Raw genomic sequence first — 16,231 nt, forward strand, 5'->3', positions numbered from 1 at the left:
CAATGCTTAATTGGCTATAACCAGACTTTCTGGCTAAGCATATAAAAAGTAAATCATTCTGGGAGGGTTCGTACATGAGTAAAATGAAAAAACTTAACACAATTGCATTAGCTGTATCGTTACCAGCACTGCTTCTATCCGCTTGTTCGAAATCGGGTACAGAAACAGAAACAAAAGCACCTGCATCTTCATCGGCAGCAACAACTGCGGCACCTGCCAAAAAATTGGAACCGCGTGAAATATCGATTTATTTCGCGGGACCTACTGCACAGAAAGATGTGCAACTGGTTGAGGAAGAAATCAACAAGATTACAAAAGAGAAGATTAATGCTACGGTAAAAATCAATCACTTGGGCTGGGGAGATTATCCGCAAAAGACGAACTTGATGATTGCTTCCGGTGAGCCTTTTGATCTTATGTTTACTTCGGGTAACGATCTAAGTATCAATGTGGCCAAAGGCGCTTATGTTGCTTTAAACGATCCAGCTAATAATTTGTTGGAGAAATACGGTAAAGATATTTTAAAGTCAATGAATCCAAAGTTATTAAGCGGCACAACGATTAAAGGGTTGAATTATGCGCTTCCTACTCAAAAAGAAATGGCGTCCATGCAAGGCTTGTTTTTACGCAAAGACCTTGTAGAAAAGTATAAATTGGATCTGAAAACGATCAAAAAACTGGAAGATATTGAGCCATTCCTGCAGCAAGTAAAAGCGGGTGAATCTGCGGATGTCATTCCATTTCAAGCAAGCTCTAATTTACTCAATTTGCTTCCTTATGAAAATATCGGCGGATTTACAAGCCCAGGTGTCATTTCCAAAACAGAAAAAACCCCTAAGGTTGTCAATATTTTTGAAACAGCTGAAATGAAAGATATGTTCAAATTGTTTTACAACTGGAATCAAAAGGGGTATTTCCAAAAAGATCCAGGCACGAATACGAATCTGAAAGCACAAACGGACGAAGGACTCGTCGCAGCAAGATGGTCACAACTTAAACCAGGCGGAGACCTAGAAGCAAGTAATAATAGCAAAAAGCCGCTCATTCAGGTCGAATTTTCACAGCCATATGTAGCAACCTATGACCTAAACAACTCCATGCTTGCCGTTTCCAGAACGTCAAAGGATCCAGAGAGAGCGGTTATGTTCTTGAACCTGATGCATAGTGATCCGCGTATCGTCAATCTGATGGACTTTGGGATTGAAGGTAAGCACTACGTGAAGGTTCCTGGTAAAGATAACGTGATCAAGGTCCCTGATGGCTTCGCAACTTCGAAGGACACAGGATATTACCCTGGAAACACTTGGCAAGTGGGGAATCAGTTCTTGACTTACCTGTTCCAAAATGAAGATCCACAGAAATGGGAAAAGTTCAAAGCATTCAACGCAGCTGGCATAGCATCACCGATTCTTGGCTTCACATATAACAGCGATAGCACGAAAAATGAAGAGGCTGCTTTAGCAAGTGTCTATAAATCCTATATTGATGGCCTCAGCGGTGGGGTATTGGATCCTGATAAATACTTGCCGGAATTCAACGACAAGCTGAAAAAAGCGGGAAGCGACAAGGTTATCGCTGAGAAGCAACGTCAAATTGATGAGTTCATGAAAAGCAAAAAATAAGGTGTAGAACGAAAGAAGCGCCACCCGTTGTTGAGGATTGCCATATCGGTAAATCCCCAGTAACTGGTGGCGTTATATTGACTTCACCTAACAAAGGGCGGGAAGATGATGAGCCAAAACATATGGTTTAAGCAGCCGGCTAGTGATTGGAATGAAGCGTTACCTGTGGGCAACGGACGGCTCGGAGGCATGGTATACGGAGGAATCCGAAAAGAGAGAATCCAGCTGAATGAAGACTCGGTCTGGTACGGCGGTCCTCGTGATCGCAATAACCGAGATGCGTTGTCACAGCTCGGTGAAATGAGGAAACGACTTAAAGAAGGAAGAGCTGGTGAAGCTCATCGACTGGCGGAGTTGGCTTTTTCAGGAACGCCTAACAGCCAGCGTCATTACCTACCAGCAGGAGATTTACTGCTTTTTATAGATGAAACTGAGAGCAGTATAAGCAACTATAAAAGAGAGCTTGATCTAGAACGCGCGGTAGTGACCACGACTTACGAACGAGATGGCTATGCGTATGTCCGCGAAACCTTCTCGAGCTTTCCTGATGGTGTATTGGTTACACGGCTGGAAACCACATGTCCAAAGGGCCTTTCTTTCTATGCCAGATTGGATCGCAAAGAAGGCAAGTATGTAGATTGTACAGGGAAAATAAGTGCCGATACGATTGTCATGCGTAATCAATGCTATGGAATGTCAGACACGGATTATGTCATGATGCTTAAAGCCATTACAGATGGCGGTAAGGTTCAGACGATTGGCGAGCATATTGTAGTTGAAGGTGCACGTTCGGTCACGTTATTACTGTCTATTGCGACAACTTTTAGATATAAAGATCCGGAAAGTGCTTGTAATGATCTAATTCAGCTAGCAGTGGTAAAGCCTTATGAACAATTAGTAGAGGATCACGTTACCGATTATCGTATGTTGTATGATCGTGTGTCCTTATATCTTAAAGAGGATGAACCGGAACATAAGATGACCCTGCCAGTTTCAGAAAGACTCGAATTGGTGAAGCAAGGTGCAGAGGATTTAGGATTAATCTCACTCTATTTTCAATTCGGCCGTTATCTGCTCATTGCCAGCAGTCGACCTGGGTCACTGCCTGCCAATCTTCAAGGAATATGGAATGATCACATGCTGCCGCCATGGGACAGTAAATATACGATTAATATTAATACGCAAATGAATTACTGGCTGGCGGAAACGTGTAACTTGTCGGAATGTCACCAACCACTATTTGATCTGATCGAACGAATGAGGGAACACGGCAGACAAACAGCTGCAGTCATGTATGGGTGTCGCGGATTTGTTGCGCATCACAATACCGATCTATGGGCGGATACAGCGCCGCAGGACATGCATCTTCCAGCTACCTATTGGACGCTTGGTGCGGCTTGGCTAAGTCTACATTTGTGGGAGCATTATCAATATACACTGGATAGGAATTTTCTGAAAAACGCGTACGGCACGATGAAAGAAGCCGCACTGTTTTTCCTGGATTTTTTGATTGAAGATGATAGCGGGTACTTGATTAGCTCGCCTTCTCTATCACCTGAGAATAGGTACATATTGCCTAATGGAGAAACAGGGATCCTATGTTTCTCGCCAACCATGGATAATCAAATCTTAACCGAGTTATTCTCCGCATGCATGGAAGCAGCTGATCTTTTAGAGACAGATGAGGATTTTCAAATTCAAGCGGCGAATGCGTTGCGTAAGCTTCCTCCAACCCGCATAGGTAAATATGGGCAAATTCAAGAGTGGTTCGAGGATTACGAGGAAGTGCATCCAGGTCATAGGCATATCTCTCATTTGTTCGCGCTGCATCCTGGAACGGGTATAAGTGTTAGTCGTACACCGGAGTTAGCTCAAGCAGCCAGAAAGACATTAGAGAGACGATTAGCTCATGGCGGAGGACAAACAGGCTGGAGTCGAGCATGGATGATCAACTTCTATGCTCGGTTAAAGGATGGCAACCAATCTGCGTTTCATATGCAAGAACTTCTGAGCAATTCCACATTGCCGAATCTACTGGATAATCACCCACCCTTTCAGATCGACGGTAATTTCGGAGGCACAGCAGGGATTGCGGAAATGCTGTTGCAAAGCCATCATGGCATTATTGAATTGCTTCCTGCTCTTCCTTCAAGCTGGAAAAAGGGTAGTGTAACTGGATTGAAGGCACGTGGCGGCTATGAGCTAGACATGCAATGGGAGCAGGGGCAGCTCCAAATAGCAACGATTCGCTCCCATCATGGCGGAAGCTGCCGGGTTCATGCACACGCCCATTTAATTGCTATAGATGAAGAGAACAAGAGATTGAATATGGAGCGAGACAATCATACCATTGATTTCAATATGCAGCCGGGACAGGTAATTCGGCTTATAGCAGAGGAGTAGAACAACTGTGATTAGTGAAAAATTCCGCAACATCCTGCAAGAGCAGCATATGATCAGCCGGGAGCAGTTCCAGCTCTTCCCGTCGGCAGGTGATAGAGTGTATTGGGGAAATGTTCCTGGTGAAGTTCGGAAATTACTAATTGAACAAGGGGAAATATATGCAGGCTATAATTGGCCAATTGTTTCTGCATGCATGATGTTGGAGATTTCACGAACGGGTTCATTTGATCTCTGTGATGAAACCTATTTAAAGCGAAGAACGGCTCTTGGAACGTTGGTCGTAGCCGAGTGCATCGAAGGTCAGGGGCGATTCCTCGATGACATTGTAAATGGGATTTGGGCCATATGCGAAGAGACAAGCTGGATCGGCATCATGCATAGTGAAGAAGCTGATCTTCCTTTGGGGCAGGGGTATTCACTGGACTTAAGGGCAGCAGAGACAGGTTCATTGCTGGCATGGGTGTCCTATTTACTTCGTGATGAGTTAAATAACATGACGCCTCATATTACACAGCGAATTGAGTTGGAAGTTAAAAGACGCATTCTAGATTCGTATATGGGCCGCGACGATTACTTTTGGATGGGATTCGTGAAGAAACCTGTTAACAACTGGAATCCTTGGATTAATTCTTGTTTCTTAACCGCCTTAATGCTGGTGGAGGAAGATCCAAACCGTAGAATGGAAGGGCTCCTTAAATTTATTGCTAGTTTGGATGTTTTTCTAGAAAGCTATCATTCCGATGGAGGCTGTGATGAAGGGACAACGTATTGGGATCGGGCAGGCGGAGCTTTATTGGATTGCCTGGAACTGCTAAAGCATGCAACAGGAGGATTCGTCGATCTTTTCAATGAACCATTGATTCAGAATATTGGCCGATATATTTACCGTGCGCATATTCATGATACGTATTTTATTAATTTTGCTGACGGTTCTGCCAAAATTAACGACTTTCAATCTGTTCAAGCATTCAAATATGGGTTGTTAATTCATGATCAGAACTTATGCAGTCAGGCTGCAAATCAATATCGCTTGAAATCGGTCAAATTTACCCAACATCCATGGTTTCCGATGCTGCGTAGTCTCTCGGAGATCAAATATTATCCAGCATTACTAACAGAAAATAGCGCTCCTCCGTACTTACGGGATGTGTGGTTAGACGGTATTCAAGTAATGGCCGCAAGAGAGCATAGCGGCTCTCCTTCAGGCTTGTATCTAGCAACCAAAGGGGGTCACAACGAGGAAAGCCACAATCATAATGATATCGGACAATTTATTCTATATTCAGATGGAAACCCCATTATCATAGACGCTGGAGTTAACTCTTACAATAAGAAAACGTTCAGCGATCAACGATATGAAATCTGGACCATGCGCTCGACGTATCATAATGTGCCAACGATTAATGGGGTTGAGCAGCATCATGGCCGTGAATACCAAGCAAGTTCGGTGGTATACACAACGAATGAAGACTATGCCCGGCTTACGCTAGATATTGCTCCTGCCTATCCGTCTGAGGCAGGTGTGAGGGAGTGGATTCGTACCGTAACACTGAATCGATCGTCACCTGCAAGCGTCACCTTACTGGATACCTATGACCTACTATCAACCAAGAACGCATTGCAATGGCAATTCATGACCTGTTGCGAGGTGAAGGAAGTTCGGTCAGGAGAGCTCTTTTTCCAAGCTAGAGAGGGAAGCTCTGTTCGAATGGTGTATCCGTCAGATCAGCTTCAAATCATGAAGGAACGAATCGAAACAAAGGATAAATGGATGACCAAGGTTTGGGGCGAGTATATATATCGAATTACATTTAGCTGTCTAGTAGAAGCCAGCCAAGGATCATTTGAATGTGTATTTGAACAAGTCGCGAAAACTGATAAATTGTAAGCAAACCTAAAAAAATCAGATGGAGCTAAGTCTTCCTTCTGATTTTTTTTACTGTATCCTAATATATTTACATGAATCGAAATATCCTTCATTTTCAAAAATGTACAATCATGTAGAATATGGTTGAAAGCGGTTTCTGACATACAATATTTGACTCTAAGAATCTAGCCTATCATTGGAGGTGTAGAATAGTGTAATTTCATTTTGATTTGGAACGACTTGTTTCATCCATATTAGGAGGAGGAAAAAAAGAGTGAAAAAAATCACGTCATACATCGTTATGCTAACCATGATGATATCAATTATAAACATGGGAATTCCGCAGTTTAGCGGGAAGGTTGCTGCCGCTGCAACTGTTGCTCAGAATCATACTTTTGAGACGACAGATCCTAATTTCGGTTCATTTGCCGTTGGAACAGAAATAAACACGCTTCCAACAATGACGGCAGTAGAACCTGTTTTTTCACGAAAAATAGTAAGTGATGCTACCGGAAACAGATCGTTAGAAGTAACAGTACCAGCGGACGCACAGGGGAAAACTCGTTTTTACTATGGCGCCAACGCAGGCTTGCAAGCAACTGGAAACAAGTTTTCATTTGAAGGGTCACTTACATTCAACAACCAGGCCAAAGAGTTCGATCTAAAGGTTATCCCAGGGGATTGGAAGCAAAACCTTCCTCTTGCCAAATTTTTGCCTAATGGAGATATTCAAGTCAAATCAGGTACGGTTACGCAAACGACTTGGGCAAAGCGGGGGACTTGGGCAGCAAATACCACCTATGTGGTGAAGCTGGATCTCTACAAAGACATCAATAAATATGATTTGTTCCTTAAAGATACAACCACAGGGGTCACAACGATGCTAGCCAGTGGCGAGCCCTTGATGAATTATGATAACCACGGGTTCTTAGAATTAGGAGTCGTTTATTACAATATCGAAGCAATTGGCACAACCGCTGCATCCAGCACGAGTGTTCGTTATGATAATGTGAAACTCTCCTACTCCAATGATGTCAGAGATACCAATCTCCCTCCTGCAGACACGACTGTACTAAGAACAACCACCTTTGAAACGACGGATACAGACACAGCGATTGCAGGAACGGCTACGGGGGCTGTCATTAAAACGAATATTCTTGATGCCAAATCACCTTCTGTAATGAAGATCGTTTATGAGAACTCCAGTAGATGGGTAGAGGTGGCGACGACGCAAGACGAACCAGGAGATATTGGTTTTCCGATATTCCCATCCTGGATGGCAGATACGAAATACAAAAGTTATACGCTAGAAGCAGATTTTATGCTAAAGGACAATTTTGCAGATTACTACCTAAGACTGATAGACGGTTCTTGGGGCGTAAAGAGCAACACGCTGCTGTTCTCTAAAAATGGAAACATTTATGCGCGCTCCTCTGCTACGGGAAATGGCTCATTTGCAGCCAGAACAACGTGGGAAGTGAATAAGGCTTTCTCTCTCAAATTGGTCGTTCACGCAGATTCGTTAAGTTACGATCTTTATCATGTGAAGGATGGCGTTTCAACCAGGCTGGTGAACAACGAGCCCATTCAAAATTCAAATTTATTTACAACAAATGGCTTAGCCGCACTCATGCTCAACGTAGATGCAGGTACGCATAGCAAATCTACGATTTTGGTAGATAATATTAAAATATCAGTATCCAACCTTGCGGGATCAGCCCCAATAATTAATCCTAATCCAGGAGCTTTGCTTGACGCTGCACCTGTAATCGGTGTTCCAATCGAATATTATGTGAGTCCAACAGGGAGCGATGCCAATAATGGGAAATCGCCGAGTACACCGCTTCTGACGCTCCAAAAGGCCTCGAGTCTGACAGCACCTGGCGACACAGTATATTTAATGGATGGCACATTTACCTACAGCGGCGGAGGACGAATGGCAACGATCACCAAATCCGGTGCATTCAATACTGCAACGAATCAACCTGCGTATATCACGTACAAACCAGCACCAGGGGCACATCCTATTCTTTTCACCGATAATGCTTGGGATGTCATTCTCATTCAAGCTAACTATATTATCATTGAGGGGCTTGAGATTAAAGGGAATAATCAGAATCTTACTGTCGCAGACGGGGAGGCCGCCTATAACTATTGGTACGAGCAAACCCAGGCTGGACTGCCGGTTAACTATGGCGACCCTAGATTTACTAGAGCAAATGCCAATGGAATCAGTGTTAACAGTGGAACCAACCTAGCCAACGGCTTGCCGCCATTCCACCATATTACCATCAGAAATAACGTCGTTCATGATATGCCTGGCGGGGGAATCGGTTCCGCAAATGTAGATTACATCACCATTGAGAATAATCAAGTCTACAATAATGCGTGGTACACGATGTATGCCTGCAGCGGGATCAGCGTCCTAGGCGGCGTAGATATCGACACTCAGACGGGTTACAAAAGTATCGTACGCAATAATATCGTTCATGATAATCAAACGAATGTGAAATGGAATCAAACGAAGAGTTATTCCGATGGTAACGGCATCATTATCGATTTCAATAAAAACACAGGAAGAACTTTTCCAGCTTATAAAGGAAAAACGTTGGTTGAAAATAATATCTCTTATAATAATGGAGGATCAGGCATTCATTCCTTTAACTCTGCCAATGTAGATATTATTAACAATACGTTATATAACAATAATCAAAATCCGCGTCTGTCGTACTCCCAGCTGTTCGCTAGCACCTCGGATAAGATTAATATTTTTAATAACATTGTTTATTCCAGGGATTTGCGTCCAGGGGAAACGAATTACAACATTAATAACGCAAACGGTAGTGAATTCGTTGTCTTTGCTAACAATATTTACTATAACGGCGGAACTCCGAAAGTGATGGGAATCAACGATGTATTAGCTGACCCTAAATTTGTATCACTTGATCCATCGGATCCGAATTTCCTCCGTCTCCAAGCTGATTCACCAGCCATTGATCGAGGTACCAAAACCCTGGCGCCAGCCCTTGATATTGTCCGTGCAGCACGTCCGCAAGGGGCAAAGTACGACATAGGAGCCTACGAAACCAGTTATACAAGCGCGACACCAATTGTTAATGATGTAACAGATATAGAAGCCATTAGACAAACCATGATTTTCACGCCAGAAAATGGTGCGGCACGCTACGGTACACCTACGGTTGATGGTGCTGTTGACGGGATTTGGAACACGGCGCCTGTCTTAAATGCTAACAAATATATCGATAATATAACGGCTCCTGTAACTTCGGGTGCAACTGCCAAGGTACGTGTCCTATGGGATGCAGACAATTTGTATGTCTTAGCGGATGTTACAGACCCTGTTCTGCGAAAAACAAATGTAAATCCATGGGAACAAGATTCTGTGGAAATTTTCTTGGATGAGAATAACGGGAAAACGACCTCTCATGAGGGGGATGACAGACAGTATCGAATTAATTATGACAATGAAAAGACAGTAGGACGTCAAGGGAACATCTCGGAATTTACGAGTGCAACTTCACTAACATCGGATGGATACATCGTAGAAGTTAAGATTCCTTTTAAAACAATAAAAGGCTCTGAAGGAAAAGTCATCGGTTTTGATGCACAAGTTAACGATGACAACGGCGTTGGTGCAAGAACAAGCACAGCGATCTGGAGTGATACAAAAGGCGTGGGTTATTCCAATACATCCAGATGGGGCAACTTGACGCTGCTAGCGCAGCCACCTGTAATCATTACAGCCATTCAGCCCGTCAATGTGACAACAACAGCCGAAATTGCACCAACACTGCCATCTAACGTAGAAGCTGTCTATAGTAATGCAACGACTTCTTCCGTAAGTGTCGTGTGGGATGCTATTGATCCTCAGAGCTATGCGCAAGCAGGCAGCTTCACGGTGAACGGCACGGTAAATGGGACTTCGATCAAAGCGGCAGCGAATATAACGGTTAATCCGAAACCAGTTGTAGTAACAGCCATTCAGCCCGTCAATGTGACAACAACAGAGGAAATTTCGCCAACACTGCCATCTAACGTAGAAGTTGTCTATAGTAATGCAACGACTACTTCTGAAAGTGTTGTATGGGATGCCATTGATCCTCAGAGCTATGCGCAAGCAGGCAGCTTTACGGTGAACGGTACTGTAAATGGGATTTCGATCCAAGCAGTAGCGAATGTAACGGTTAATCCGAAACCAGTTGTAGTGACAGTTATCCAGCCCGTCAATGTGACGACAACTGAAGAAATTGCACCAATACTGCCATCTGAAGTATCCGTTGACTATAGCAATGCAACGACTGCTTCCGTAAGCGTAGTGTGGGATGCCGTTGCTCCTCAGAGCTATGCGCAAGCAGGCAGTTTCACGGTGAACGGTACGGTAGATGGGACTTCCATCAAAGCGGTGGCGAATGTTACTGTCAACCCCAAACCGGTTGTAGTAACAGCCATCCAGCCCGTCAATGTGACGACAACAGAGGGAATTGCACCAATACTGCCATCTGAAGTATCCGTTGACTATAGCAATGCAACGACTGCTTCCGTAAGCGTAGTGTGGGATGCCGTTGCTCTTCAGAGTTATGCGCAAGCAGGCAGCTTCACGGTGAACGGCACTGTAAATGGGACTTCAATCAAAGCGGCAGCGAATGTTACTGTCACACCTTCGAATCAAGGTCCTGTAGGAACGATTTCGGTTACAGTATCCGTAGACAGCGCTGGAACTGCTAAAGCTGCTGTTTCGGACAATCAGCTTACGCAGGCTCTGGCCAAAGTTATTGAGGCGGCACAAGGAGGCAAAAAAGTTGCTCCTATCGTCATTCAGATTAAAAATGCAACCGATCCTATCAAAGGAATATCCCTAGAATTGTCACCAGCATCTATCGCGGCTCTAACAAATAGCAAAGTAGATTCGCTAATTGTGACAACAGGTTCAATCACCATGAGCTTGGATAAAAAAGCACTAGAGGGAATCAATAGCTCGCTTGCAGGAAGAAATGCCTCCGAGAAAGTAAGTATTAATTTCTCGCAATTAGATCCGCAATCCGTCATTACAAAGCATCCTGCAGCAGCAAAGAACTTGAAGAACATCGGTGACAGGCCCATCTATAACCTGAGTATTACAGCAGGTAATCAGACGATCTCTGATATCAAAGGCGGGACTATCCAGATGACTTGGCCCTATTCGCTGCAAACCAGCGATAATCCTCACTCGATTCTTATTTATTACTTAGATGATATAGGGAATTTGGAAGTTAAAAGATGCGACTATGATTTCTCTACACAATCAATAAGTTTCCGGACGAACCATTTCTAGTACTCGGTCGGATATGATGTAATCTAAGCGGACGTCGGTACTTCACCGGCGTCAGCTTTTATTAAATAACTCGGAAAGGAGTTGATGTTACGAATTCCAGAAAGAAGTGAAAGTAGTGAAAGTGCTGTTCGTTTTCGAGAGTTCTTTTGCGGTAGGATTACAATTATAAGGAGGCAGAAAATGTGATGATGAGAACATATAACCTAGGTGTATTCAAATGGATGATGATTGTGATTGGATTGTGGGCAGTTTGCATGCTGCTATCAACTAAAGCGCATGCAGCAACGCCAGTCAATTATTATGTAAGTGTCGATGGCAATGACGGCAACACAGGGCTAGGGCCTGAGCCCTCGAAGGCTCTGCGTTATATTCAAACCGCTGCCAATAAGACGAATCCTGGTGACACTGTCTATATCATGAATGGCACGTATTGGGATAATGGGAGTCCGATCTTAACGATTACTCGTTCAGGAACGGCAAATGCCTATATTACGTATAAAGCTTACCCAGGTCATACGCCAATACTGCGTGTCAGCCAAGGCGCATGGAACCATATTATGGTGAAAGGTGCTTCATACATTAACATTGAAGGCTTGGAGATTTATGGATGGAGCGAAAATTTATCGAATACAGAAGCGCAATCCTACGAAAATACAAATACGCTCGGGAACATCGGCAAATTCAATACAAATGGAATCAGTATCGTCAAAAATTCGGATGTAAGTCCAACCGTGTATGCAACACATATTAATGTCCGCAACAACAAAGTGCATCATGCACCAGGTCAAGGTATTGGAGCCATGGATGCGGATTATATCAACATTTCGGGCAATACAGTCTATAACAATTGTTGGTTTTCAGCCTATGCGCAGAGCGGCATCAGCATCAATCATTCGCGAAATACGGACAGTAATACGGGCTACAAAATTTTTATATCCGGCAATCGGGTCTATGGTAACCAAGCGAATTATAAATGGCAGGGTCAGAATAAGTATTCCGATGGAAATGGCATCATTATAGATGATAATAAAAATTTATTAATTGGTGGAACGCCTTATACGGGGAAGACGATCGTGGAAAACAATATTTCTTACTCCAATGGGGGATCTGGCATCAATATCTTCAGCTCGCAGTACGTATATGTCAACAATAATACGACGTATGCGAACTCTCAAAGTCCACACTTGGACTATGCCGAGATCATGGGCAATGAATCGAGCAATGTGTATGTCGTGAACAATATCATGTACGCAAATGGTGAAACAGTCAGCAAAGCGAACGATGCCAATGGCGTGCCGATCCCATCGGTCTATTTTAACAGTAATATCTTCTATAACGGAGCTATTCTTAAAACGGGTACGGGAAATTTAACCGCGGATCCCTTATTTACTAACTTGTCGCTTAGAAACTTTCACTTACAGAGTACCTCACCTGCCATAAATAGCGGAGATAATACGTATTCAGCATCGTTAGATTTTGATGGGGTAAGCAGACCTGTGGGAGGTATAGTAGACCGGGGTGCCTACGAATATCATTAAGAGTCAAATACTATTCACCTTCTCGGAGGATTCGTTATTCTGGTTTCATCGTATTTAAGCAACAGTTAAAACTACATTTGCATGGATCAATGGTGGCGAATAGTTAAACAACTTCGTCACCCTTTTTGCTATTGCAAGAATGAATGATAACGTGCCATGTATAGGAATACCTTTTCATTGTTTACGAACATAGATATCCAGATAGATGTCTTATAGAATAGATATAAGCCGTTCAAACTAATTTGAAAGCGCATACTTAGCGAGCGAGGAGATGGGAATCAAGTGCAGATGAGGGTAATAAATCGGGGATTTCCTACAAGGAGTTTACGTTTACGGTTCCTAATCATTAGTTTGTTATGCCTGCTCTTTACATCTTGCGGGAATTCTTCTCAGTCATCCATCGTGGCTTGGGTAGACGGTATTCCGATCGAGAAAGGTGAGATGCTCAGGGTAATGAACCAAAATAGAAGCTTAGTATTCAATTATTTCCATGAAAAATACGGTGTGGAGAACAGTTCGGATTTTTGGGAAGGAAAGATTGGTGGAGAGGTTCCAAAGGAACTGTTGAAGAAGAATGCGTTGGATACACTCGTCCGAATCAAAGTTGAAGATAAGCTTGCCTATGATGAGCATCTGATAAAAACCATGGATTACAAGGACTTCTTATCGGAATGGACGCTTGAAAATAAGCGCAGGAAAGAGACGGTAGCCAAAGGTGGGGTCATTTATGGGCCGGTTGAATTTGACGAAAAGCAATATTTCGAATACAGCCATTCTAACATGAAGATCAAGCTGAAGGATGCTTGGGCCAGTTCCAAACAAGTGAGTGAGGAGAAGCTAAAAGCGGAATACGAGACAATGAAGAATGAACTTTATCGTGAGCCCGATCACTTCCAATTGGCAATCATGTCACTTGCTTATAACGACAGTAATCGAGAGGCTTCCTTTCATCAAATGGAGAAAGTAGTGAATTCACTTAAGAATCATAGGGATTCGTTATCAACGTTATCTGAACAATATCATGCGCATTATGAAGAGATTACGTATACCCCAGGACAAGATTCGGCCCAATCGATGCATCCTTCCATTTGGAATGCCATCAAGGATGTAAAAGCTGGTGAAGCCAGTGAGATTGCAGATGAACGATCTGCTTGGGTGATTTTTTATGTAAAGGACAGGCAGTTTGGTACCTATCAGAATTACGATAAGGTGAAAGATACTGTGAAAAATCAATACATCGAGCAGCAATTGGGTTTGATCATCCAAGAGAGGGTGAAGCAAGCCCAAATAAAAATAAATCAGAATATCTATGAGGCATTATCCATTTAAAGCTTACATGACAACATTGCGGAAAGAGAAGTGATTCAGTTTATGATGAAGTGGTTAAAGGTGCTTTTGGCGGTACGCATTCTTGTAAAATTAGTTGGACAGGTGCATGTGAGCAAACGATTACCGGACTAAAGCCGAATACCATGTATACATTGACAGGATGGGGGAAAGTCACATCCGGCGATTCAGGATATATTGGTGTGAAAAATTATGGTGGAACTGAATTGCGTGCAGTTGTCAATACGAACATGTACACGGGTCAAACGATTACCTTCACTACTGGCGCAGCTAACACAAGTGCTCTCATCTATATCTACAATAACTCAGGCACCACGTATGGCGAAGACTTTTACGTATCAGAATTCCACTAATACATGCAAAGAGGTTTGGCGGAAATAGTCTGCTCAACCTCTTTTTTTCAGAAAATACAAATTTTCGATGAAATAGTGATTCACGCACATAAAATCGTTGATACGAGATGTTTCAGGAATGTAAGCGCTTTTTTACTATGGTGGTAATCCGAAAATTTTCTTCGGATACATATTTAACGAGGAGGAGATATTGTTGGAAAAAACGGTAAGAAGAGGGCTTGTTTCGTTGGTGGTCATGCTGATGCTGGTTTTGAGCTATTCCCATGTCCCTGTTACCTATGCAGCAGGAACGATCTACTATGTAGATTCGCTGGGCGGTGATGACATGAATGGTGGAACCTCGGAAAGTGCTGCCTGGAAGACGCTGAGCAAAGTGAATGCCACTACGTTTGTGCCTGGCGATCAAATTCTATTCAAGGCAGGCGGCATCTGGACGGGACAACTAAGTCCCAAAGGCTCTGGAAGCAGTGGAAGCCCAATTATCATCAACCAATACGGAACAGGGAGCAAGCCGATCATTAATGGTGGAGGACTTGTAAATACAGGTGCCTTCCGCTTGTACAATCAGGAGTATTGGGAGATCAACAATCTGGAGATCACGAACAAGGGGACCACTTCTGGACAAAAGATGGGCGTATCGATCGAAGCCAAAGATATAGGAACGCTGAATCACATCTATTTGAAAAATTTGGTCATCCATGATGTGAATGGACTTCAGACCGACAAGCAAAACGGCGGGATTTGGGTACATACCTACGGCAATGTGGTGCAGAGTAAATTCGACGATATCCAAATTACTAATAATACGGTGTACAATACGGACCGTGCAGGAATCGTCGTCACCTCGGATTGGTGGTGCAATCCGGATGTCGTTACTTGCGGTTCTACACGCCCAGCTTACGTTCCTTCTACCAATGTAGTGGTAAGTAATAATTTTGTGTACAGCTTGGGGGGAGATGGCATAAGCATTCGGGATACCTCTTCTCCGATTGTGGAATACAATGTGGTTCATGATGCTAACGCTCGTTCGGGAGACTACAATAACGCCATTTGGACGTATAACGCCACGAATGCCGTCGTCCAATACAATGAAGCCTATTTAACTAGAACATCCAAGGACGGCCTTGGATTTGGACTGGATTATTTACAGTCAGGTGCCATCTATCAATACAATTACAGTCACGATAATGAAGGAGGATTTGCAGCCGTTTATTCGGACGGCAGTTGGGCGCCTCAGTCAAATAAGAACTCGGTGATCCGATACAACATCAGCCAAAACGATAAGACACACATCTTTGCCTGGTACGGTCCAACTACGGATACGCAGGTGTATAATAATACGGTTTATAATTCGAATAGACGGGTTAAAGTGTTGGATATCATTAATTGGTCGGGTTATGCCAAAAATATTACGTTCAGCAATAACATCCTATACAGCACGGTGTCCATGTCTTACGCAATATCCAATGGTACCAACTTAGACTTTAAAAACAATAACTTCTATGGCGTAACGCCACCAAGTGGAAGCAATGTGACCATTACAGGAACCACAACTGTGAATCCCAAACTAGTGAATCCTGGAAGCGGTGGGGTAGGGAGAACGACGGTTGACGGATATAAACTTCAAAATACTTCTCCACTCATTCATGCCGGTGTAGTTATTCCCAATAACGGAGGAAAAGATTATTGGGGCACTCCGGTTTCCGCAACGAATAACCCGAACATTGGCGCATTTAACGGCTATAATCCATAAGATTCGTTATTAGTAG

At 43.3% G+C, this 16,231-nt stretch carries 8 protein-coding genes; all 8 read left to right on the plus strand.

Features of this window, described 5'->3' with window-relative positions:
* Positions 1-74: 74 nt before the first annotated feature.
* The 8 genes from MJB10_RS08715 (at position 75) to MJB10_RS08750 (ending at position 16,215) form a co-directional block, all read left to right on the plus strand.
* Complete coding sequence (locus MJB10_RS08715; RefSeq protein WP_314803577.1) at positions 75-1,622, plus strand: ABC transporter substrate-binding protein; 1,548 nt, start codon at positions 75-77, stop codon at positions 1,620-1,622.
* Positions 1,623-1,730: 108 nt separating this feature from the next.
* On the plus strand, positions 1,731-4,025 hold the full coding sequence (locus tag MJB10_RS08720; protein ID WP_314803580.1) for a glycoside hydrolase family 95 protein: 2,295 nt from the start codon (positions 1,731-1,733) through the stop codon (positions 4,023-4,025).
* A gap of 7 nt (positions 4,026-4,032) precedes the next feature.
* On the plus strand, positions 4,033-5,913 hold the full coding sequence (locus tag MJB10_RS08725) for a heparinase II/III domain-containing protein (protein WP_314803582.1): 1,881 nt from the start codon (positions 4,033-4,035) through the stop codon (positions 5,911-5,913).
* Between the two features lie 253 nt (positions 5,914-6,166).
* Positions 6,167-11,224, plus strand: a complete 5,058-nt coding sequence (locus MJB10_RS08730) for a sugar-binding protein (RefSeq protein WP_314803585.1) — start codon at positions 6,167-6,169, stop codon at positions 11,222-11,224.
* Positions 11,225-11,409: 185 nt separating this feature from the next.
* Positions 11,410-12,762, plus strand: coding sequence for a choice-of-anchor Q domain-containing protein (locus tag MJB10_RS08735; protein ID WP_314805531.1), 1,353 nt, complete (start codon positions 11,410-11,412; stop codon positions 12,760-12,762).
* Between the two features lie 402 nt (positions 12,763-13,164).
* Positions 13,165-14,091: a peptidylprolyl isomerase gene (locus tag MJB10_RS08740; protein WP_314803586.1), complete on the plus strand. Its 927-nt coding sequence runs from the start codon at positions 13,165-13,167 to the stop codon at positions 14,089-14,091.
* 50 nt (positions 14,092-14,141) lie between these two features.
* Positions 14,142-14,462 carry a carbohydrate binding domain-containing protein gene (locus MJB10_RS08745; protein WP_314803589.1) on the plus strand — a complete coding sequence of 107 codons (321 nt, stop codon included), beginning with the start codon at positions 14,142-14,144 and terminating at the stop codon, positions 14,460-14,462.
* 193 nt (positions 14,463-14,655) lie between these two features.
* The gene (locus tag MJB10_RS08750) at positions 14,656-16,215 is read left to right on the plus strand and encodes a right-handed parallel beta-helix repeat-containing protein (protein ID WP_314803590.1); all 1,560 of its coding nucleotides are present in this window, start codon (positions 14,656-14,658) and stop codon (positions 16,213-16,215) included.
* The last annotated feature ends 16 nt before the right edge of the window (positions 16,216-16,231 follow it).

This window comes from Paenibacillus sp. MBLB1832, from assembly GCF_032271945.1.
GTDB lineage: Bacteria > Bacillota > Bacilli > Paenibacillales > NBRC-103111 > Paenibacillus_E > Paenibacillus_E roseopurpureus.